Origin of the sequence: Kribbella sp. NBC_01484, from assembly GCF_036227145.1 — a bacterium.
Classification (GTDB): Bacteria; Actinomycetota; Actinomycetes; order Propionibacteriales; family Kribbellaceae; genus Kribbella.
The window spans coordinates 3180446-3201876 of the sequence record NZ_CP109437.1 but is presented as its reverse complement, the minus strand read 5'-3'; the positions used below and the strand labels follow the sequence as shown (position 1 = coordinate 3201876).

The following is a 21431-nucleotide window of genomic DNA, read 5'->3' as shown; positions in this document are numbered from 1 at the left end:
CCGAGCGAGCTGCGTGGCCGCTTCCCGGTCAATGAGGTCGAAGACCGGATGGTGATCGGAGAGCAGGCCGCGGAGTTGGCCGGCGATGGCCTCGACGTACGCATTTCTGACGATGTGTGATCACAAGGGGCGGATCCGGTGACGAACCTCATAGGTGGACGGCGACCACTCCGAGAGCGAACGCGAGTCCGGTCAGCGCCAGCATCGTGGTCGCGAGAACGATCAGCCGGCGTTGGAGCGCGGGCACTTCCGCCGCGGTCGCGAACACCCGGCGCGGCCAGTGCCGCCAGGAGACGTACCAGAAGATGCCGGTTGCACAGAGCAACAACAAGCCCTTGACGGCGTGGATCCACCAGTGCTCGCTATGCATCAGCAGCAGGACCAGACCGCTGAGCGTGATCGCGGCGATCAGCCCGACCACCTTCCAACGGTTGCCTGAGGCAATCACTGCGGTCAGCGTCTCGCGGCCCTCCTGATCGGGACCGAAGTACCGCTTCAGCTTCGGCTGGACGACGAACAGCGAATAGGCCATCCCACCGACCCACGCCGCCGCCAGGCCCGCGTGGATGATCGCGACGAGGGCAGTCATGCCCGGCAGCCTAGGCCGTGCGCGGACCACCCGTCAGGCGGCGACCGCAGCGCATGTGCGGAGCGGCCGTCAGGCGGTGACCGCCGCGCGCTCGGCGGCGGGCTGCTGCCGGTTCATCCCGCGGAAGCTCGGAATCAGCGCCGGCGCCATGGTCGCGGCGAAGTACGCGAGCCCGATCGCCAGCTGTGCGGGCGAAAGCCCGATGCCACTGACCAGGATGCCACCGAGCACGCCCCCCAAAGGCATCAGCGACCAGGACAGGGCGCTGGTCAGAGACGTCACCCGGCCGACCATCTCGCGCGGGATCCGTTCGAACTGGACGGCGCCGAGCACCGGGTTGAGGAAGCCCGAGGACAGTCCGCCGATCGCACACATCGCCAGGATCGCCCACAGCGGGACGCCGAGCGCGAACAGGACGAAGCGCGGCAATCCGGTGATCAGGAAGGCGACCAGGTACGTCGCGAACCGGGGCAGCCGCGCGCCATACGCCGCCGCCACGACCGAGCCGAGCATCGACGCGCCTCCCCAGACCGAGAAGACCAGGCCGACGGCACCGGCTCCGGCGCCGGAGTCACGCGCCCAAACCGGGAGCAGAACCGACGACCAGGCCAGGTCGAGCAGGTTGGTCACGGCCACCATCACGCACAGACTCATCAGTACGGCGTCACCGCGCAGGAACCGCCAGCCGGCGCGCAACTCCATCGCATACGACGTGCGCTCGGCGACGGACGACGCGACCGCGGGCTCGGCTACGGACGACGCGATCGCGGGGTCGGCGGCGTACGAGGTGGGCTCGGGGGCGACGTGCGAGGTGGGCTCGGGGGCGACGTACGAGGTGGGCTCGGGGGCGACTGTTTCGACCACCTCACGCCGGTCGGGACTGCGGTCGACCAGGCCGCGCGTGGTGAGCACGAGCACGACGGCGCAGACCGCGAACGAGACAGCGTCGACGGCGACGGCGTTCGCCGCGCCGACCGCGACCACCAGTCCACCGGCGATCGCAGCGCCGATCATCGTCGCGCCGCGCTCGATGGCCGACGAGAGTCCGGTCGCCCGCTCGTACGGCACGCCCGCGCGCTCGACGAGGGCCGGGATGAGGGCCGTGCCGGCTGCGTCGCCCGGACCGCGGAGCGCGCCCGCGACCGCGACCAGGCCGAGCAGGATCGGGAAGGTGAGCGCGCCAGTGTGGTGCAGCAGCGGGATCATCCCGACCGCGAGGAAGGAGAGTACGTCGGCGTTGATCGCCATCCGGCGCGGTCCGACCCGGTCGACCAGCGGCCCGCCGAACGCCTTCAGCAGCACCATCGGGGTGATCTCAGCGAAGGCGACGAGTCCGGTCCGTGTCGGGGAACCGGTTGTCGTGAGCACGAGCCACGGGATGGCGATCATCGAGACCCGCGTGCCGAGCAGGGAGATCGCCTGGGCGGTCAGCCAGCCGTAGAGCGGGACGCGCCGGCTGCTGACGCTCATGAGTCCTCTCCCTCCAGGACCACGGTGCCGGGGCGCGGGAAGGCGTTGAGGTTGACCACGAACGAACTGGTGCCGGCCGCTTCCTCGCCGTCCTCGCGCCAGTCGTCGATCAGCTTCGCCAGGGCTTCGACCAATTGCTCGGCACGCTTCGGGGTGAGTCGCAGATGCCAGTCGCTGGTGGTGCTGGCCGCTTGCCACGGCGCCGGGAGGTAGCGCCGCTCCTCGGCGTGCTGCATCAGCGTCTCGGTGTACATCAGCGCGACGGTGTGCAGGTAGGCCTCGGCGCTCTCGGCTTCCTCCTCGCCGGCGCGCGCATCGAGGTCGGCGCGGGTGCTCTCGTGGGCCGCCTTCCACCAGCGGTCACGGGCGTCGCCGCGCTCGGTGTCCTCGGCGATGAACCCGTGCTCGGCCAGCTGACGAAGGTGGTACGACGCGGCGCCGGTGTTGAGCTTGAGCTGCTGAGCGAGCTGAGTCGCCGTCGCCGGCCCCTCGAGCCGGAGCAGCATCAGCATCTTCAGCCGGGTCGGGTGGGACAGCGCCCGGAGCCCGGCGGCGGACGGCGTGATCGCGGAGGATGCCATATCCACAACATATCTTTGCAAAGATCCTTTTGCAAAGGTATGCGTGCAGTTTCTTGAACCCGGCACGCAGAAGGCCCCCGGAGCGGCGTTCCGGGGGCCTTCGGAGTACGACGCGGCGGGCCTAGTCCTCGTCGGCCTTGCCGGACTCGAGGTTGGACTTGATCAGGTCCATCACAGTGGAGTCGGCGAGGGTGGTGACGTCGCCGACCTCGCGTTTCTCGGCGATGTCGCGGAGGAGGCGGCGCATGATCTTGCCGGACCGGGTCTTCGGCAGCTCGGCGACGACCATGATCTGGCGAGGCTTCGCGATCGGGCCGATCTCCTTGGCGACGTGGTTGCGGAGTTCCTGGACGACGTCGGGACCACCGTCACCGGCCTCGGACCTCAAAATCACGAAGGCGGCGATCGCCTGGCCGGTGGTCGGGTCGGACGCGCCGACGACCGCGGCCTCGGCGACCTTCGGGTGTGAGACCAGCGCGGACTCGATCTCCGTGGTGGACAGCCGGTGTCCGGACACGTTCATCACGTCGTCGACCCGGCCGAGCAGCCACAGGTCGCCGTCCTCGTCCTTCTTCGCACCGTCACCGGCGAAGTACATCCCCGGCCAGCGGGACCAGTATGTCTCGACGAACCGCTGGTCGTCGCCCCACAGCGTGCGCAGCATGGCCGGCCACGGCTTGGTGATGACCAGGTAACCACCGGAACCGTCCGGCACCGACTTGCCCGCGTCGTCGACGACGTCCACGCTGACACCCGGGATCGCCTTCATCGCGGCACCCGGCTTGCCCGCGGTCACGCCCGGCAGCGGCGAGATCATGTGCATGCCGGTCTCGGTCTGCCACCAGGTGTCGACCACCGGCGCCTTGTTCCCGCCGATGTTCTCGCGGTACCAGATGTAGGCCTCCGGGTTGATCGGCTCGCCGACCGACCCGATCACCCGCAGACTCGACAGGTCGAACTTCTCCGGGATGTCCTTGCCCCACTTCATGAAGGTCCGGATCGCGGTCGGCGCGCAGTACAGGATCGAGACCTTGTACTTCTGCACGATCTCCCACCAGCGGCCCTGGTGCGGGGTGTCCGGGGTGCCTTCGTACAGCACGGACGTGGTCGCGTTCGCGAGGGCGCCGTACACGATGTAGCTGTGGCCGGTGACCCAGCCGATGTCGGCCGCGGTCCAGTACACGTCGGTGTCCGGCTTGAGGTCGAACACGCCCCACTGGGTGTACGACGTACCGACCAGGTAGCCGCCGGTTGTGTGCAGGATGCCCTTTGGCTTGCCGGTGCTGCCGGACGTGTACATCACGTACAGCGGGTGCTCGGCGTCGAAGGCCTCCGGCGTGTGCTCGGGCGACTGCTTCGCGACGAAGTCGTCCCACCACAGGTCGCGGCCGTCCACCATCGCGGTGTCCTGGCCGGTACGGCGTACTACGAGCACGTTGCGCACATCGGGGCAGTCCACCAGCGCGGCGTCCACCGCGGGCTTCAGCGCTGCTGCGGCGCCACGGCGGTAGCCGCCGTCGGAAGTGATCACCACGCGGGCGTCGCAGTCCTGGATGCGGCCCTTCAGTGCGTCCGCGGAGAAGCCGCCGAAGATGACCGTGTGCGGGGCACCGATCCGGGCGCAGGCGAGCATCGCGACCACGGTCTCGGGGATCATCGGCATGTAGATGGCGACGATGTCGCCGGGCTCGACGTTCAGCTCGAGCAGCGCGTTGGCGGCCTGGCTGACCTCGTCCTTGAGCTGGGCATAGGTGATCTCCCGGGTGTCGCCGGGCTCGCCCTCGAAGTAGTACGCGACCTTGTCGCCGAGGCCGTTCTCCACGTGCCGGTCGACGCAGTTGTACGCCGCGTTCAGCTTGCCGTCGGCGTACCACTTCGCGAACGGCGGGTTGCTCCAGTCCAGCGTCTCGGTCGGCTCGGTGGCCCAGGTCAGCCGCTTGGCCTGCTCGGCCCAGAACCCCTCGAAGTCGGCGGCGGCGCGGTCGTAGGCGTCGGCCTTGAGGTTCGCGTGCGCGGCGAGCTCGGCCGGCGGCTCGAACCTGCGCTCCTCGTGCATCAGGTTCGACAGTGCCTCGGACTGGCCCCCTGCCTGGGCGGCTCCGGACTGGGGTGACTCTGCATTCGTCACGTCGACGACTCCTCCTCGCTGGCTTCGGCGCGCTGGCGCGCCCGCCACCTTTCTACCAACGCCGGAGCCGAGGCGGAACCGGTGTATCGCCGAGCAGCCCCCGATCTGCGCCGAACAGGACCAATTCCAGGCCGGGCGGCCGGAGATTCCGGCGTACGACGGAACCGTTCGGACGGCCCGTGCATCGGAGTGGTCGTGAACGCGACGCAGCCGAAACCCCAGATGTCCGAGCCGACTGCTTCCGCCGCGAGGCCCCGGAAGATCTCCCGCGCCGCCCGCCGCCGGGTCCACGCCCGCGAGCACCGCGTTCGCCGTACCCGGAAGGCTGCTCGCGCTCAGCTCCCGGTCTGGTAGCTACTGGTGCTGGGCGAGGAGGCGGCCGAGGAGAGTGGTCAGGCGGCCGCGGTCCGCCGGTGAGAGCGCGGCGAAGATCTCGTCCTGGGCCCTCGTGGCCAGGGTGGTCAGGCGCTTGTACTGCCGGCGGCCCGACGGGGTGATCGTGATGATGTTGCGGCGTCCGTCGTCCGGGTCCGGAGAGCGTTCTACGTACCCGTCGGCCTCGAGTTCGTTGAGAGCGGCAACCACGTCGCTGCGGTCGATGCAGCTGCGCCGGCCGAGCGCCGCCTGACTGGCCGGTCCGAACTCGACCAGCGTCGCGAGCAGCCGGAAGTGATAGCCCCGCGCACCACCCGCGGCGAACGCCTCGCCGACGATCCGCTGCGCGTGCGTCGCGCTCTGCGTCAGCAACCAGCTCGGCAACTGCGTCAACACACTCGGCGTCTGCTCGTCCACGCCGCGCAGTCTAACCATTGGCTGACCCTACGAATCCCGCGCGTCGAGCAGTTCGTCCCAGTGCTCGGCCGTCCACTCGCAGACCACCCGCATCGGCTCGAGCAGACTCCGGCCGAGCTCGGTCAGCTCGTACGTCACCCGCCGTACCGGCGTCGTGTGCTCGGTCCGGTGGACGAAGCCGTTCCGCTCGAGCGCGCGCAGCGACTGGGTGAGCACCTTGGGACTGACCCGCGCCAACGGCACCCGCAGCTCGGAGAACCGCCGCGGGCCGTCCTCCAGGCAGCGGATCACCAGCCCGGCCCACTTGTCCCCGCCGATCCGGAACGGCAGCAGGGACGACGGGCAGATCTCCTCGAACATGTCCGTCCGCAACGCCTCCATGGCATTCACGGTATCCAACCGGTAACCGGCCCGCCCTTTACGGTCGCGGCATCAGCGGATCGAGGAGGTTGCAGTGAGCAAGATTCTTGTCATCGGGGCTCGTGGCCGAGCCGGGCGGGCAGCTGTGGAGGAGGCGCGCCGGCGAGGTCACGAGGTGACGGCTGTCGCGCGTACGGCGGGAGACGGACTGGTGGGTGGTGACGTGACGGACGCGGAGCGGATCGCCCAGCTCGCGGTGGACCACGACGCCGTGATCGCGGCCGTGTACGACGGCGGCACGGACCCGGCCGTGTTCTTCCCTCAAGCGTCCCAAGCGCTCGTCGACGCTCTGGAGAAGGCTCAGGTCCACCGTCTGATCTGGGTCGGCCTCGCGTCGGTCCTCCCCACTGCCGACGGCACCCTGCTGATGGACACCCGCGGCTACCCGCAGGAGTACCGGTCGTTCTACCTCGCGCACCGAGCGGCGCTGGAGACCTTCGCGGCGTCGACACTCGACTGGGTGTCGGTGGCACCGGCCGGCGACTTCGACCATGCCGACCCGACGCGCTCCGGCGGCTACCGCGTCGTACCAGGCGACGCTGCCGGGCTGATCTCGTACGCCGATCTCGCTATCGCGCTCGTGGACGAGGTGGACCAGCCTGCCCATCATCGCGCGGCTCTCGGCGTAGTGGTCTAGACGGGGTTCTCGCGGGCGGGGCGGCGGGGCGGTAGGTTCAGCGGCATGGCTGGGGCCGAGGGGTACTTGCAGAAGGCGTTGGAGATCGCGCAGCGGGCCGCGGAGACGCAGGTCGGGCCGATTCGGGTCGCGGCCGGGTTGGTGGTCGAGGCGCTGACCACCGGGAAGCGGTTCTGGGTGTTCGGGACCGGGCACAGTCACGTGCTCGCCGAGGAGTTGTACGGGCGGGCCGGCGGGCTGGCCGACGTCCGGGCGGTGCTCGAACCGGGGCTGATGCTGCACGAGGGGTTGCAGAAGAGTTCGCTGCTCGAGCGGTTGCCCGGGCTGGCCGACGTACTCCTGGAGATCAACGAGATCGCCGCGGGTGACGTCGTACTGATCGCGTCGAACTCGGGGCGGAACGCCGTACCCGTGGAGTTCGCGCTCGGGGCCCGCAAACGGGGTGCGCAGGTGATCGTGCTGACGTCGATGGCCCACAGTACGGCGACGACGTCGCGGGCCCCGGGTGGTCAGCGGCTGTTCGAGACCGCGGACGTGGTGATCGACAACTGCGGCGTCCCCGGCGACGCCCTGATCGAGGTCGACGGCAGCCCCGAACGCACCGGAGCCACCTCAACCATGGTCGGCGCCATGCTCGTCCAGGCCCTCACGGTCGAGATCGTCACCCGCCTCACCGAGTCTGGCCAAACCCCAAATGTCCTACGCAGCCTGAACGTCTAGGCCGGGTCAGGTCGCGCGGTAGGCGACGGTGATGTCGTAGCGGTCGGAGCGGTAGGTGGAGCGGCCGAACTCGATGACCTCGTCGGAGGCGGTGCGGGGCGCTGAGGTGATGATCAGGCAGGGGGTGGTGGAGTCGATCTCGAGGAGGGCGGCGTCGCCGGGCTCGGGCGGGGCGGCGACGATCGACGCCGAGACCATGCCGAGGGTGACGCCCCAGCGGGACGACAGTTCGCCGTACAGGGAGTTCTCGCCGAAGTCGATGTCTTCGAGGCCGGGGTAGCGGTGCAGGGACAGCGCGGTGCGCTCGATCGCCATCGGCTCGCCGTCGGCGGTGCGCAGCCGGACCAGGTGCAGCACGGGGGTGCCGACCGGCTCCTCCAGCTCGCGGGCCAGGTCCTCGTCGGCCGAGCCGACCCGGTGCTCCAGCACCTTGGCGCCAGGCTTGATGCCGCGGTTGATCATGTCCTGGCTGAACGACGACGCGAGCATCCGGGACGGCCGCGGCTCGGCGACGAAGGTGCCGCCTCCGGGGCGCCGGGCGGCCAGGCCCTCGGCCACCACTCGGTCCACCTCCTGGCGCACGGTCATCCGGGCCACGCCGAAGCGCTCCGCCAGGACGCGCTCGGAGGGCAGCACGGTACCGACGGCGAGGGATCGGGTGAGGTTCTCCAGAATCTCGCGGATCTGGTCACCCTTCGGCCGATCGGTCCGAAGCTCCGTGGGGAGCTCGGCGAGGTCGCCGGGGTTGTTCCTTGGGCGGGCCATGAGGTCAGTATCCCTGGGAATCTGCCCGGCAAACCGGTTGCCGGGGGTCGCGAGCCGCGGTCGTGCTCCTGATCATTCGAGTGCTTCGGCCGCCTTGACATCGCTGTCCCGAACGACCTTGTCAGCCTGACTGTAACGGCTGCTACCACTTCACGGCCAGTGAGCCATCCACAGGTTGCAGGAATTTCGGACCGGGTAGTTTCGTCATCATGACCGCGGCACAGTTCGCACAGGAGAGCTCATCCACCGGCGAGTGGAAGCGGCAGGGCAATCGATTCACTGGCCGGATCACCCGCGATTCCCGATCCGCGCCCGGCCAGGGCCCGGACGATCAGGGCCGCTGGCCGGTCGAGCCCGGTCGGTACCGGCTGGTGGTGAGCCTGGCCTGCCCGTGGGCGCACCGGTCGGTGATCGTCCGGCGTCTGCTCGGCCTGGAGGACGCGATCAGCCTGGCGATCGTCGACCCGATCCGGGACGAGCGCGGCTGGCGGTTCACCCTGGACCCGGACGGCCGCGACCCGGTGCTCGGCATCGAGTTCCTGTCCGAGGCCTACCTGCGGACGGACCCGTCGTACGACGGCCGCGTGACGGTGCCCGCGATCATCGACACCCGCACCGGCGAAGTGGTCACCAACGACTACCCGCAGATCACGCTCGACTTCTCGACCGAGTGGACCGACTTCCACCGCGAGGGCGCACCCCAGTTGATCCCACCGGACCGCGCCGAGATGGACGAGTTGATCGAGGACATCTACCGGGACGTGAACAACGGCGTCTACCGGTGCGGCTTCGCGACCAGCCAGGAGGCGTACGAGGCGGCGTACGACGCCCTGTTCGCGCGGCTCGACATCCTCGAGGAGCGGCTCGCGGATCGCGCGTACCTGCTCGGGGACACGCTCCGCGAGGTCGACGTCCGCATCTTCACCACCCTGGTCCGCTTCGACGCGGTCTACCACGGCCACTTCAAGTGCAACCGCCAGAAGCTGACCGAGTTCCCCCACCTGTGGGCCTACGCCCGCCGCCTCTTCCAACTCCCGTCCTTCGGCGAGACGGTCGACTTCGACCAGATCAAGCGCCACTACTACGTCACCCACGACACGATCAACCCCACCGGCATCGTCCCCAAGGGCCCGGACCCGCGCGTCTGGACCACCTGATCAGAGGGCGGGCCCGCCCGTAGGTACTTGCTCTCGGCAACCTTCAGCGCATTGACGAAGGTCTCCACCAGGCCGATGGTCTTATCGTTGAGGGACTGATCCAAGATGGCGGGAGTCGCGATGATCGACGTGCTGGTCCTCGACGTCAACGAGACGCTGACCGACCTCGAGTCGCTGCGGGACGGATTCGTCGCGGCCGGGCTGCCCGCGCACAGTCTGGACGCGTGGTTCGCGGCGACCCTGCGAGACGGGTTCGCGCTGACCGCGGCCGGGGCGTACGCCGACTTCCGCGTGGTCGGCGGTGACGTCCTGGCGAGCCAGTTGGCCGCCGCTGGGATCGACCCCACCGAGGAGACGATCAACGGCGTACTGTCCGGCTTCACGCGTCTTACGCTGCACCCGGACGTCGAGCCGGGACTCCGCCGGCTGCACGAGTCCGGCGTACGGATCATCACCTTGACCAACGGATCGGCGGCGATGTCCGAGCGTGTCTTCACCGAGGGCGGGATCATGCCGTTGCTCGACCACCGACTCGACGTCGCCGCACCCCAACGCTGGAAGCCCCATCCGGACGCCTACCGGTACGCCGCTGACGTGTGCGGCTTGCCCGTGGGGCGGATGGCGCTGGCCGCGGTCCATCCGTGGGACATCGACGGCGCCCAGCGGGCCGGTCTGCAGGGGATCTACATCGACCGGCGGAGTACGCCGTACCCGAAGGCCTTCCTGACACCGGACATCGTGGCCGAGGACTTCGTGGCGCTCGCGGAATCCCTTCAGGCGAAGGCGAAGTAGCGCAGCCAGAGGTACGGCGCGGCGATGGCTATCGTGATCGCGGTCATCACCAGCCCCTTGCGGGTGAAGGCCCAGAAGCTGATCGGTGACCCGGCCCGCAGCGCGAGGCCGATCACCACCACGTTGGCGCTCGCGCCGACAGCCGTCGCGTTGCCGCCGAAGTCGGCGCCGATCGCGAGCGCCCACCAGAGTGCGTGTGCCTGAGCGGGGTCCGCGATGCCTTTCGTGAGCTCCAGAACGACCGGGCTCATGGTGGCCACGTACGGGATGTTGTCGACGATGCCGGACAGCACCGCGGAGACGACCAGGATCAGCATCACGGTGAGCAGGACGTGCCCCTCGGTCGCCGAGCCGACCCGGTCGGCCAGGTCCGTGATCACACCGGTCTTGACCAGGGCGCCCACCATGACGAACAGGCCGGCGAAGAACAGCAGTGTCTGCCACTCGACGCTCGACATGTAGTCCCGCGTCGGGACCTTCGAGATCAGCACCAGGACGCCCGCCCCGAGCAGCGCCACGATCGACGGCTCGATGTGTAGGAACGACTGCCCGACGAAGCCGACGAAGACGAGCAGCAGGACTGCACCGCACTTGATCAGCAGGGTCCGGTCCTCGATGGCCTCGCGCTCGTTCAGCCGCATCACGTCGTTCACGCGCTCGGGATCGACCTCGAACGACCCCTTGAACAGCCGCGGCAGCACCAGGCAGAACACGATCAGCACGATCACGACCAGCGGGGTCATGTTGATCAGGAAGTCGTTGAAGGTCAGGCCGGACCGGCTCGCGATGATGATGTTCGGCGGGTCGCCGATCAGCGTGGCCGCACCGCCGATGTTCGACGCCATCACCTGGGCGATCAGGAACGGGATCGGGTCGATGCCGAGCCGGTCGCAGACCAGCAGCGTCACCGGAACAACCAGCAGCACTGTGGTCACGTTGTCCAGGAACGCCGACGCGGCCGCGGTGATCAGCGTCAGCAGGATCATCACCCGCAGCGGCGATCCCTTGGCCCGCTTGGCCGCCCAGATCGCGACGTACTCGAAGACACCGGTACGGCGGAGCACACCGACGATCACCATCATCCCGAACAGCAGGAAGATGACATTCCAGTCGACCCCGGTGTCAGGCGAGTAGAACGCATGATCGGAGTCCGTCACCCTGAGCGCGAGCAGCACGCCGGCACCACCGAGTGCGGCCAGCAGTTTGTGGACCCGCTCGGTCGCGATCAGCACATAGGCGATCACGAACACCGAAACCGCGACGACCGTCATGCGGTCATCGCGCTGTCGGTCAGTGCGGAGCGATCGCCTGCTCGAGCAGGCGGGACGCGGTGATCGCTCCGAGGATGTGACGGTCGCGGACCACGACCACCAGTGGGCTGCGCAGCCGGGCCATGATGGCGGCGATCTCGAGGATCGTGTCGTCGTGGTTGACCACCGCGATCTCGCGGGGCTCGTCCGGCAGCAGCTTGCGGACCGTCAGCCCGGTGAGCTTGTCGGCGATCCGATCCGCGAGGGACTCGTCGATCACCCGGGCCAGCGACGGGTCGTCCTGGACGTAGCGGGGAACCAGGAAGCGGACCACCTGCGAGGCCGGCAGAACGCAGCACGGGCTGCCGTCGGCCTTCGTCACGATCAGCCCGGGCAGCCGATGTGACGCCAGCAGCTCGACCGCCTGCCGGGCGTCGTCGTCCAGGCTCACCACCGGGAACTCTTCGGCCAGTTGCTCTCCGTGCACATCTGCAGCGTACGCCGGGATGCGGCCGCCGGATGATCCCTCTCACGCGGCTCTGACGGGCAGTGCGCACAAGACCTCCCGGGGCAACGGCGACCGGCTCGCACCCCGGCGTGGGCACGAGCATGCCGACCAGACTTCCCGGCGCACCGCCCCCAACCCTGCCGCAAGCGGGCAGCGCAGGCAAACACCAACAGTTAGAATCGCCCTGTCGGAATCGCCGTCCGGCGGACGCGGCGACCTGATCACACGGTGTGCCGGGAAGCCTGGTCGGCAGTGTCCGAAACGACCCCGAACAAAGGGCTTCGAGCATGAGCCAGACTCGGCGGATCCGGCAGAAGAAGCGCGCGTTCCCGCGAATTCTCGGGCACGAACGAGCCTTCCTGGCCGACACACTCCGTGCTGAGACCACGGGTGGACTGCTACTCCTGGCCGCCGCGGTGGTCGCGCTGGTCTGGGCCAACTCACCCTGGCAGGACAGCTACCACCACCTGCTCGAAACCCAGCTCGGACCGCTGACTGTCGAGGGCTGGACTTCTGACGGAGCTCTGACACTGTTCTTCTACCTGGCCGGTGTCGAGCTGAAGCGGGAGCTGGTGGTCGGCACGCTGTCGAAGCTGAGCGAAGCGGTGGTGCCGGTGGTCGCGGCCGTCGCCGGAATGGTGCTCCCGGCAATCATCTACCTGGCGGTGAACCTGACCGCCAGCCACGGCCGGCCGAGCGGCTGGGCGGTGCCGACGGCAACGGATATCGCGTTCGCCCTGGCCGTGCTGGCGATCGTCGGGTCGTCGTTGCCGAGCGCGCTGCGGGCGTTCCTGCTGACACTGGCGGTGGTCGACGACTTCGGCGCGATCCTGGTGATCGCGGTGTTCTTCTCGCACGGCTTCCACCTGCTCCCGCTGCTCGCCTCGATCGCCCTGATCGCGCTCTGGTACCTGCTGCAGCACCGCCGCGTCAGGACGCCGTTCCTGTACATTCCGATCGCCATCGGCGCCTGGTGGTTCATGCACGAGTCGGGGATCCACGCGACGATCGCCGGGGTCGCGCTCGGGCTGGTCACGCGGGTGGTGCCGGATCCGGGTGAGGAGCACGCACCGGCCGAGCGGATCGAGCACCGGCTCCGGCCGTGGGTCGCGGGCATCGCCGTACCGCTGTTCGCGCTGTTCGCGGCCGGGGTGACGCTGAGCGGGAGCGCCGTACGGCAGCTGCTGACCGACCCGGTCGCGATCGGTGTGGTCGCGGGTCTGCTGTTGGGCAAGTCGATCGGGGTGTTCGGCGGGTCGTGGCTGACCGCGCGCTTCACCCGGGCCGAGCTGAACTCCGACCTGGCCTGGCGGGATGTCGCCGCGGTGTCGGTGCTGGCCGGGATCGGGTTCACGGTCGCGCTGCTGATCGCGCAGCTCGCGTTCGGCGCCGATGTCGCCCAGGTCGAGCGCGCGAAGGCCGCCGTCCTGATCGCGTCGGTGCTGGCGGCACTGATCGCCGCCATCCTGCTCGCCCGGCGGAACCGGACGTACGCCGACTGAGCCTGGGGTACACGGGGTTGGGGCGTCGCGGCGGTAGTGTCAGGGGACAGACGTGTGGAAGGAGTGCCATGTCGATGGGGCAGAACGGGGATGAGCCCACGATCGGCCAGCTCGTCGCGAACGCCAGCAAAGACCTGTCGGGCCTGGTCCGCGGCGAGATCGAACTTGCGAAGACCGAGCTCAAGAAGACCGCCGTGAAGGCCGGGACCGGCGCCGGCATGTTCGCGGCGGCGGCCTTCCTGCTCGTGCTGGTGATCATCCTGCTGTCGATCGCCGCGGCGTTCGGACTCACGGCGGCCGGGCTGGACCCGGCCATCGCGTTCCTGATCGTTGCCGGGGTCTACCTGCTGATCGCGGTGGTGCTGGTGCTCATCGGGCGGCGGACGTTGGCCGGCGCGAAGGGACCGCAGCGCGCGATAGAGAGCTCGAAGGAGTCGGTCGAGGCGCTCAAGGCGATCGGCAAGGGCGACCAGGAGCCCGCGCTCGAGACCCGGCCCGAGCCGGGCGTACCGCGCTGAGCCCGGCGGGTGTCGTCGACCTGCTGGTCGACGGGCCTTGGTCGCACTCGCTGGTCGCGGCCAACGGGGCACGGTTCCACGTCGCGGAGTGCGGCGCCGCGGACGACCCGCTCGTCCTCTTCCTGCACGGCTTCCCCGAGTTCTGGTGGGCCTGGCGGCACCAGCTGCCAGTGGTCGCCGAGGCCGGCTACCGCGCCGTGGCCATGGACCTGCGCGGGTACGGCGCCAGCGACAAGACGCCTCGCGGTTACGACCCCTACACCGCCGCTGCTGACGTCTCCGGCGTGATCCGGTCGCTCGGCGCAACGGATGCCGTCGTGATCGGCCATGGCTGGGGTGGGTTCATCGCCTGGTCGGCCGCCGTACTCGCACCGCGACAGGTCCGCGGACTGGCGGCTGTCTCCGCGCCACACCCGCTCCTGCTGGCCCGCTCCGGTCTGACGAAGGCGCTGACCCGCACTGCCTGGTTCCAGCTGCCGATCCTCCCGGAGCGCCGGCTGCTGGCTCAGGACGGCATCCACATCGAGGGACTCCTCCGCGCCTGGTCCGCGCCCGGAGGCACGTTCCCGGACGCGGAGGCGTCCCGCCGCTACCGCGCCGCGCTGCAGGTCTGGCCGGCCCCGCACTGCGCGCTCGAGTACCACCGCTGGTTCGCCCGCTCCCGGCTACGTCCTGACGGCCGCAAGTACTCGGCCAGGATGCGTACGCCGATCGACGTGCCCGTGCTGCAGCTCCACGGCGCCCAGGACTCCGCGGTGTCCCCCACCGCGACCACCCCTCCTCGCCTGGTCACGGCCTCCCTCCGCCACGAACTGCTCGCCACCGCCGGTCACTTCCCCCACGAAGAGACCCCGTACCTGTTCAACAGCATGCTGGTCAACTGGCTGGCCAGTCTGGAGTGAGACCTACCAGGTCTGCGTCCGTTGGTCCAAGGTCGCCGTGACGACCCAGGTCTTGTGCTTCTCGACGCGATACTTCGCCCACGTCCAGTGGTTGCAGTCGTGAAAGAGGCTCACGTCGACCTCGGCGTGGTCGGCCTCGTCGGCTATCTCGCTGACCAGGGTCACCCCGACCCGACGGTCGCGGCACGTCGGAGGCGCCGGTGACAGATCCTCGTTGAACGCGATCGGGGCGGTCTTGCGAACAATCGCCGCCATCAGCCTCCTCTGCGGGTCGGAGAAGGCAGGGCCCTTTCCGGCTTTCGACTCGTCCAGCACGAACACCGTCTTCCAGCCCTGCCCCGGCGTCACCTGCCGAAGCATCGATTCGATGGCAGCAGCCCAGATCATGGCGTCGTCGCCCTCGGCCCGCACCGTCGTACTCACCTGGCCGGCGGGTGACACCGCATCCGGGTCGCCGGCGCGATTGACGCCGTACAAGACTCCGGCCAGTACGACGAGGACCGCGGCGGCCGCGAGCAGCACCGGCCCGGGGTTTCGGCGCTTGGTTGCCAGAGGCAACTCGTCGACCAGATTCTCCTTCTCTACAAAGGTTTCACGGAGCAGCTGTTCGATATCGTCGTCGGTCAGCCTGGACATGTCAGTGCTCCTCCTCAGCGGGCAGGTGGGTGCGTAGGGTCGCCAGCCCGCGGGCGGCGTTCGACCTGACGGTTCCAGGTGCGACGCCGAGCACCTCGGCGATCTCGTCGTCCGGCAGGTCTTCGTAGTACCGGAGCACCAGGACCGCGCGCTGCTGGCGCGGCAGCCCGGCGAGCAGACGCCACGCGGCGTCGCGCTGGGCCTGCCTGGAACCGATGTCCTCCTCGGACGGCCGGTCGATCGGCTCGGCGAGCGGGACCTCCCGGCTCTTCAGCAAGCGGCGCCAGCTGAGGAACTCGTTGACCACCATCGTGCGCAGGTACGCCTCAGGGCTCTCCACCGCGCTGATCCGGTCCCACTTCCGGTGCGCGCGGGCGAACACCGTCTGGACCAGGTCCTCCGCACTGTGCACACCGCCGGTCAGCATCAGGCCGAGCCGGAGCAGTCGCCGCTCGCTCGACGTCACCAGTTCGTCGAACGACAACGCCCGTCTCGCCCCATCCGTCGTCACCGTCACACCTCTCCAACGCGGCGGCGGCGCCGATCTGCTGCACGACCTAGGTGCAGCTTTGGGTGGAAACCTCCTGGGTGGCGGTGGAGCCGTCCTTGGCGTCGTCGGAGACCTGGTCGGCGGTGAGGACGTAGCCGGTGCGGTTGTCCTCGACCGAGGCGGCGAAGACCACGCCGTACACGGTGCCCTTGTTCGACAGCAGCGGTCCGCCCGAGTTGCCGGGACGGACCGAGGCCCAGATCGAGTACGCCTCCCGGGTGACCGTGCGGTCGCCGTAGATGTCCGGGCCGCGGAGACGTTCCTCGGATCGGATCCGGGCCGGCTCGGAGTCGAACGGACCGTTCTCCGGGTAGCCCAGGACCACAGCCGGGTCGTCGGCCTTGCCGGTGAAGTCGAAGTCCAGCGGCGTCTCGGTCAGCTTGGGCACGTACAGTACGGCGATGTCGGTCTCGGGATCGAAGAGGACAACGGTCGCGTCGTACTTCTTGTTGTTCACCTGGACCTGCGGAGAGCTCACCCCGGCGACAACGTGCGCGTTCGTCATCACCCGCTGCGGCGCGTAGACGAATCCGCTGCCCTCGAGGCCGCGCGAGCAACTGGCGACCCCGGTCACCTTCGCGATCCGGCTGTACGCGTCCCGGACCGGCTTCTGCCGGGCGATCGCGGCGTCCGGCGGTTGCGTCTCGCGGATCCGCTCGGGCACGAACGGATCGAGGAAGCGCGGGAACAGATCGGTGTTGACCACGTCGTTGAACGACTGCAGGGCCCGGTCGGCGCTGCTCGGCAGCAACTCGTCGACCTTCGCCAGCACCTGCGAGCCACGGACCGCCGACGTCACGCTGGGGATCCGCGCCCCGCTGACCGCGACGCCGAGCACCCAGGACACGATCAGCACCGACACCGCCGCCAGCGCGGCGCCGCCGAGCGCGTCGAGGAACTTCACCGGCCGCCAGGACATCCTGTTCCGCAGTCTGGACCCGAGGACGGCGCCGAGCGTCCGGCCGATCGAGGCCAGCAGCACCACCAGCACCAGCGCGGCGAACGACACCGACACGCTCGGCGAGAAGTTGTCGAGCACCCGCGGCACGCCCCAGACCCCGATGGCGGCACCGGCGAGCAGGCCGAGGGTGGCGCAGGCGCCCAGCACGAACCCCTCGATGTATCCCGAGATCGCCACCAGCGCGGTCACGATCACCAACGCCCAGTCGAGCTTGCTCACTCCGCACCTTCCGGCTCTTCACCTGTCGACCGGCCGAGGTCGTGCTCGATGGCGGTCAGCCGCCGCACGTCCTCCGGCCGTCGCCCCTCGCTCCGCCAGGCCGCCTCGACCAGTCGGTCGGGCAACGGTACGACGAGCGAGGGGTCCCAGTCGCGCGCCCACCCGCCGAGCAGGAGCAATTTGTCCAGCAGCCCGGCGGTGAAGCCCCAGATGTAGAGGTCGCCGATGGTGAAGGCCGGCCCGGTGAAGCCGGACGGGTGCAGGCAGCTGATCCGGTTCGCCGGGTCGGCCAGCGCGCGCAGCGGCACGGTGTGCACCGAGGCGACCTCGGCCGGGTCGACCACCGCGACCGGCGACGGCTCCCTCCACCAGGCCAGCACCGGCGACACGCCGAAGTTGCTGACCGGCACCCACAGCGCCGGCCAGACCGCGAACGGTACGACGCCGGCCGGATCGAGCCCGGTCTCCTCCTCGGCCTCACGCAACGCGGTCCGCACCAGTCCCTCGTCGCCGGTGCCGTCCTCCGGATCGACACCACCGCCGGGGAACGCCATCTGGCCGGCGTGCTTGCGCAACGTCCAGGCCCGCTCGGTCAGCAGCACCTCCGGCCCGTCGTTGCCATCAGCAAGCAAAATCAGCACGGCGGACTTCCGCACCGACGGATCGTCCGGCGGCAGGAACCTCGACAACTCGTTCGGATCAACCGTCTCCGACGCCTTCGCCAACGTCTCGAGCCACTCGGGGATCTCCACACCTTCGAAGGTCATGGGGCCTCCCGGCCTGGACTGAGGAGCGTAGGGAGCCCGGTCGTGGGGCCTCCCGGCCTGGACTGAGGAGTGTAGGGAGCGAAGCGACTGGAGCGACGAGGGAAGGCTGGGAGCACAAGCCCCATGACCCGCCGTGCCGGAGGCGCGGCCAAAGGCACAGCGACCGGAGCGACGAGGGAAGGCCGGGAGGCGAAGCCCCATGACCACGCCGGCGCCGAAGGCCCGGCCAAAACAACAGTCATGGTGTGACCCCTAGCTTGTCCTCTACCAGTTGGTCGAGTTGTTGCTGCGAGGTGAGGACGCCGCGGTGTACGAAGACGACGACGCCGTCCTGGTTCACGAACGCCGTCAACGGCGGCCCGCCGACCTTCAACGGCGACTGGATCGCCTTGTCCTTGTCGACCAGGTGTGGGTAGGCGAGTCCTTCGTCGGTCGCGAAGCTCACCGCGAGCTCGGGTCGCGGGTCGGCGTAGTCGATCCCCAGCATCCGCACCTTGCCCGACTTGGCCAGCTTCGCCAGGTACGGCGCTTCGTCGCGACAGGGACCGCACCACTGCGCCCACACGTTCACCACCAGCGGACCACGCAGGTCGGCGAGCCGGATGTCCGGTCCGCCGCCCAGGCACGGCAGGCTGACATCCGGCATCCCGTCGCCGACCGGCGGCTTGGACGGCGTCGCCGGGCAGGGAGCGAGCTTGTCCGCGCCGGCCACCGCAGTCGGAGTGGTGGCCGACGGGGTCGCGGCGGGCTGTTCGGATCCACACGACGCCAGGACCAGTCCGGCAACGAGCCAGCCGATCGCACACAGCGTCGTACGGAAGTTCACGCGGGGACCTTCACCAGCTTCGCCGCCGCGACGGGGTCGGTCGGGCCGGTGCCGTACGACGGGCACCACTGGGCGACCGGGCAGGCGCCGCAGGCCGGCTTCTTGGCGTGGCAGCGGCGGCGGCCGTGGAAGATCAGCCGGTGCGACAGCATCGTCCAGTCCTTCTTCGGGAACAGGGCGCCGATGATGTGCTCGACCTTGACCGGGTCCTCCTCGGTCGTCCAGCCGAACCGCCGGACCAGCCGGCCGAAGTGCGTGTCGACCGTGATGCCCGGGATGCCGAAGGCGTTGCCGAGCACGACGTTCGCGGTCTTGCGGCCGGTGCCCGGGAGCTTGACCAGCTCGTCCAGCTTGTTCGGCACGATGCCGTCGTACTCGTCGACCAGGGCCTGGCCGAGCTTGATCACGCTGTTGGTCTTGGCCCGGAAGAATCCGGTCGGCTTGAGGATCGCCTCCATCTCCTCCCGGTCGGCCTCGGCGTACGCCTGCGCGGTCGGGTACCTGGCGAAGAGGGTCGGGGTCACCTTGTTCACCGTGACGTCGGTGGTCTGGGCCGACAGGATGGTGGCCACCAGCAACTCGAGCGGGCTGGTGAAGTCCAGCTCGCAGTGAGCGTCCGGATACGCCTCGGTGAGCACCTTGTGCATCTTCCGGGCCCGGCGGACCAGCTGGCTGGGGGTCTCGTCGGTATAGACCGGCGCCTTGCGGGGGAGCTTCAGCGGCACCACCGCGAGGGGCTCCGCGACACGCTGAGATGGCATGGAGGCAAGCCTACGTGGCGGTCCCGACACCGGAGGGGCTACGGTTTTGGGGCAACCGGGTGTGAACGACCCGGTGCCGGGCGGGGTCGATCCCCCGTTCGCAGCCGTGGTCGAAGGTCCTAGGAGGCCCAAAGTGGATGCCGCAGTGCTCCGACAGGCACCGCTGTTCAGTCAGCTCGACGACGAGGCGGCCGACGCCCTGGCCGCATCGATGACCGAGAGCCGGCTGCGCCGCGGTCAGGTGCTGTTCCACGAGGGCGATTCCGGTGACCGGCTGTTCATCGTGGTCGAGGGCAAGGTCAAGCTCGGCCGCACCTCCGCGGACGGCCGGGAGAACCTGATCGCCGTGCTCGGCCCGGGCCAGATGTTCGGTGAGCTGTCGCTGTTCGACCCGGGACCGCGGTCCGCGACCGTCACCGCCGTCACCGACGCCTCGATCATGTCGCTGACCCACGACGAGCTGCTCCGTTGGCTGGACGGCCGCCCCGCGGTGGCCCGTGGCTTGCTGCTCCAGCTGGCCTCCCGGCTGCGCAAGGTCTCCGACGTCGTGGCCGACCTGGTCTTCTCCGACGTACCGGGCCGGGTCGCCAAGGCCCTGCTCGACCTGGCCAGCCGCTTCGGCCGCACCGCCGACGACGGCGTACACGTCCATCACGACCTGACCCAGGAGGAGCTGGCCCAGCTGGTCGGCGCCTCCCGCGAGACCGTCAACAAGGCCCTGGCCGACTTCGCCTCCCGCGGCTGGGTCCGCCTCGAGCCCCGCTCCGTGGTCCTCCTCGACGTAGACCGCCTCCAACGCCGCGCCCGCTAACAGCCCACCCCGGTCGACCCGTCGCACCCGGCCGCCGAACCCGCTCGGCCCCGCCGGCCCGCGAACCACGCCCCGCCGAGGTGGCTGACCCGCCCGCCCGGGGTTCGGCGAACCCTCCATCTCAGTGGGCATCCCACCAGTTGGAGGGTTGCCCACTGAGAATCTGAGGGGGCAACCCTCCGGCTCGTGGGGCAGGCCGGGCAAGCCCAGCCGGTCAGGCGCGGGCGAAGGCTTGGCGGATGCGGGCCACGACCTGGGCGGGGCGATCGAAGTCGGCCCAGGTCGTACGCACGACCTGCAGGCCGAGCGCCCGCAGCCGGTCCTCCCGAAGCTTCTCCCGGACCAGGCTTTCGGGCGTCCCACCGGCGTACTTGACCAGACCGTCGAACTCGACCACCGTCCGCTGGTCGGGGAAGTAGAAGTCAACCCGGGCCACGAAGCCGTCCGCGTCGGTGAACACCACCTGGAGCAGAGGAGCCGGAAGGCCGTAGGTGTACATCAGGACTCGCAGCCGCGACTCCCCTACGGACTCCGACAACGGATCGCTGAAGTCCAAGGCAGCTCTCGCCGTCGCACTACCGGGCCAGAACTCGGTGACCCCGAGCAAACGCCGCAGCTCATCCGCAACGTCCGGATGATCACGACGTACGGCGTCGGCACTGATCACAGCCGCCTCGAAAGACGACGAACAGGCTGTCTCGAGGAGAGCGCGCGGAACGGCGGTCGCGGGCAGGCCACTCACCACCGCCAGGTCCGCGTCCGCCAGTTTGCCGCGATGATGGTGCACGCCGCCGATGCGACCGCCGCGGTGGCGGTCGAGTCTGCTGACGTGGACCTCCGCGAGATCCGGTCCCCACAGGGGTACGCCATGCAGCACGAGGGCCGATTGGTGGCTGACGACAACCGTCCCGGGACGCAGGGAGTTCATCACCGCGTGGACAAGGCGCTGGTGCCGCATGATCTGCTGATCCCAGGGCGCGAGGTGGCTCAGATCCACCGCCTCGGCGTACTGGCCGTAGCGGATCCGCTCCCAGCGGCCGTCCCGGATGCGGTCGTGGATCTGGCTGGGCGTATAGCCGGAGTCCGCGGCCTGCACACGGCTGTACACGCCGCCTTGTCCGTCCGCGAGCAGCTTCAACTTCGGGTTCACCCGCCAAGCATGAGCCGCG

At 69.4% G+C, this 21431-nt stretch carries 24 protein-coding genes; 8 read left to right on the top strand and 16 right to left on the bottom strand.

The annotated features are described in order from the left end of the window. Positions 1-148 precede the first annotated feature (148 nt). The 6 genes from OG555_RS15870 to OG555_RS15845 form a co-directional block, all read right to left on the bottom strand. Positions 149-589, bottom strand: coding sequence for a hypothetical protein (locus tag OG555_RS15870; RefSeq protein WP_329483657.1), 441 nt, complete (start codon positions 587-589; stop codon positions 149-151). A gap of 69 nt (positions 590-658) precedes the next feature. Next, entirely contained in the window at positions 659-2059 is a 1401-nt protein-coding gene (locus tag OG555_RS15865; RefSeq protein ID WP_329483656.1) for an MFS transporter, read from the bottom strand. Continuing rightward, positions 2056-2640 carry a helix-turn-helix domain-containing protein gene (locus OG555_RS15860; protein ID WP_329483655.1) on the bottom strand — a complete coding sequence of 195 codons (585 nt, stop codon included), beginning with the start codon at positions 2638-2640 and terminating at the stop codon, positions 2056-2058. The genes OG555_RS15865 and OG555_RS15860 overlap by 4 nt, the downstream gene beginning before the upstream one ends. Before the next feature lie 121 nt (positions 2641-2761). Beyond that, positions 2762-4696 (bottom strand): acetate--CoA ligase, encoded by a 1935-nt coding sequence (gene acs, locus OG555_RS15855; protein ID WP_329484829.1) that lies wholly within the window; start codon positions 4694-4696, stop codon positions 2762-2764. Positions 4697-5122: 426 nt separating this feature from the next. Further along, positions 5123-5578: a MarR family winged helix-turn-helix transcriptional regulator gene (locus tag OG555_RS15850; protein WP_329483654.1), complete on the bottom strand. Its 456-nt coding sequence runs from the start codon at positions 5576-5578 to the stop codon at positions 5123-5125. A gap of 9 nt (positions 5579-5587) precedes the next feature. Then, a complete protein-coding gene (locus tag OG555_RS15845; protein WP_329483653.1) occupies positions 5588-5941 on the bottom strand; it encodes a winged helix-turn-helix transcriptional regulator in 354 nt (117 codons plus the stop codon). A gap of 73 nt (positions 5942-6014) precedes the next feature. Here OG555_RS15845 and OG555_RS15840 point away from each other — a divergent pair, with 73 nt between their 5' ends. Both OG555_RS15840 and OG555_RS15835 read left to right on the top strand, forming a co-directional pair. Next, on the top strand, positions 6015-6617 hold the full coding sequence (locus OG555_RS15840) for an NAD(P)-dependent oxidoreductase (protein WP_329483652.1): 603 nt from the start codon (positions 6015-6017) through the stop codon (positions 6615-6617). Between the two features lie 45 nt (positions 6618-6662). Then, a complete protein-coding gene (locus OG555_RS15835; protein WP_329483651.1) occupies positions 6663-7337 on the top strand; it encodes an SIS domain-containing protein in 675 nt (224 codons plus the stop codon). Between the two features lie 6 nt (positions 7338-7343). Here OG555_RS15835 and OG555_RS15830 read toward each other — a convergent pair whose 3' ends face one another. Then, positions 7344-8102 carry a GntR family transcriptional regulator gene (locus OG555_RS15830; protein ID WP_329483650.1) on the bottom strand — a complete coding sequence of 253 codons (759 nt, stop codon included), beginning with the start codon at positions 8100-8102 and terminating at the stop codon, positions 7344-7346. 209 nt (positions 8103-8311) lie between these two features. On the opposite strand from OG555_RS15830, the gene OG555_RS15825 reads away from it, so the two are divergent. Continuing rightward, a complete protein-coding gene (locus tag OG555_RS15825; protein WP_329483649.1) occupies positions 8312-9259 on the top strand; it encodes a glutathione S-transferase family protein in 948 nt (315 codons plus the stop codon). Positions 9260-9379: 120 nt separating this feature from the next. Further along, positions 9380-10051 (top strand): haloacid dehalogenase type II, encoded by a 672-nt coding sequence (locus tag OG555_RS15820; RefSeq protein ID WP_329483648.1) that lies wholly within the window; start codon positions 9380-9382, stop codon positions 10049-10051. On the opposite strand, the gene OG555_RS15815 is transcribed toward OG555_RS15820, so the two are convergent. Together OG555_RS15815 and OG555_RS15810 are read right to left on the bottom strand one after the other, a co-directional pair. Further along, on the bottom strand, positions 10033-11322 hold the full coding sequence (locus OG555_RS15815; RefSeq protein WP_329483647.1) for an ArsB/NhaD family transporter: 1290 nt from the start codon (positions 11320-11322) through the stop codon (positions 10033-10035). The genes OG555_RS15820 and OG555_RS15815 overlap by 19 nt on opposite strands. Before the next feature lie 19 nt (positions 11323-11341). Beyond that, positions 11342-11788 carry a CBS domain-containing protein gene (locus OG555_RS15810; RefSeq protein WP_329483646.1) on the bottom strand — a complete coding sequence of 149 codons (447 nt, stop codon included), beginning with the start codon at positions 11786-11788 and terminating at the stop codon, positions 11342-11344. A 308-nt stretch (positions 11789-12096) separates the two neighbouring features. On the opposite strand from OG555_RS15810, the gene nhaA reads away from it, so the two are divergent. From nhaA to OG555_RS15795, 3 genes are all read left to right on the top strand, one after another. Further along, a complete protein-coding gene (gene nhaA, locus OG555_RS15805) occupies positions 12097-13311 on the top strand; it encodes a Na+/H+ antiporter NhaA (RefSeq protein ID WP_329483645.1) in 1215 nt (404 codons plus the stop codon). 74 nt (positions 13312-13385) lie between these two features. Further along, positions 13386-13829 carry a phage holin family protein gene (locus OG555_RS15800; RefSeq protein ID WP_329483644.1) on the top strand — a complete coding sequence of 148 codons (444 nt, stop codon included), beginning with the start codon at positions 13386-13388 and terminating at the stop codon, positions 13827-13829. Next, positions 13826-14731, top strand: coding sequence for an alpha/beta fold hydrolase (locus tag OG555_RS15795; protein ID WP_329484828.1), 906 nt, complete (start codon positions 13826-13828; stop codon positions 14729-14731). Before OG555_RS15800 ends, OG555_RS15795 begins: the two co-directional genes overlap by 4 nt. Before the next feature lie 3 nt (positions 14732-14734). On the opposite strand, the gene OG555_RS15790 is transcribed toward OG555_RS15795, so the two are convergent. The 6 genes from OG555_RS15790 to nth all read right to left on the bottom strand — a co-directional run bounded on the left by OG555_RS15790 (position 14735) and on the right by nth (position 19451). Continuing rightward, positions 14735-15367, bottom strand: a complete 633-nt coding sequence (locus OG555_RS15790; RefSeq protein WP_329483643.1) for a hypothetical protein — start codon at positions 15365-15367, stop codon at positions 14735-14737. A 1-nt stretch (position 15368) separates the two neighbouring features. Beyond that, positions 15369-15878, bottom strand: coding sequence for a SigE family RNA polymerase sigma factor (locus tag OG555_RS15785; protein ID WP_329483642.1), 510 nt, complete (start codon positions 15876-15878; stop codon positions 15369-15371). Between the two features lie 46 nt (positions 15879-15924). Next, the gene (locus OG555_RS15780; protein WP_329483641.1) at positions 15925-17097 is read right to left on the bottom strand and encodes a MarP family serine protease; all 1173 of its coding nucleotides are present in this window, start codon (positions 17095-17097) and stop codon (positions 15925-15927) included. Beyond that, positions 17094-17864 carry an NUDIX hydrolase gene (locus OG555_RS15775; RefSeq protein ID WP_329483640.1) on the bottom strand — a complete coding sequence of 257 codons (771 nt, stop codon included), beginning with the start codon at positions 17862-17864 and terminating at the stop codon, positions 17094-17096. The genes OG555_RS15780 and OG555_RS15775 overlap by 4 nt, the downstream gene beginning before the upstream one ends. Before the next feature lie 238 nt (positions 17865-18102). Further along, positions 18103-18690: a TlpA family protein disulfide reductase gene (locus OG555_RS15770; protein ID WP_329483639.1), complete on the bottom strand. Its 588-nt coding sequence runs from the start codon at positions 18688-18690 to the stop codon at positions 18103-18105. Then, positions 18687-19451: an endonuclease III gene (nth, locus tag OG555_RS15765; protein WP_329483638.1), complete on the bottom strand. Its 765-nt coding sequence runs from the start codon at positions 19449-19451 to the stop codon at positions 18687-18689. The genes OG555_RS15770 and nth overlap by 4 nt, the downstream gene beginning before the upstream one ends. Before the next feature lie 133 nt (positions 19452-19584). On the opposite strand from nth, the gene OG555_RS15760 reads away from it, so the two are divergent. After that, positions 19585-20262, top strand: a complete 678-nt coding sequence (locus tag OG555_RS15760) for a Crp/Fnr family transcriptional regulator (protein WP_328525327.1) — start codon at positions 19585-19587, stop codon at positions 20260-20262. A 214-nt stretch (positions 20263-20476) separates the two neighbouring features. On the opposite strand, the gene OG555_RS15755 is transcribed toward OG555_RS15760, so the two are convergent. After that, a complete protein-coding gene (locus tag OG555_RS15755; RefSeq protein WP_329483637.1) occupies positions 20477-21412 on the bottom strand; it encodes a type IV toxin-antitoxin system AbiEi family antitoxin domain-containing protein in 936 nt (311 codons plus the stop codon). Positions 21413-21431 lie beyond the last annotated feature (19 nt).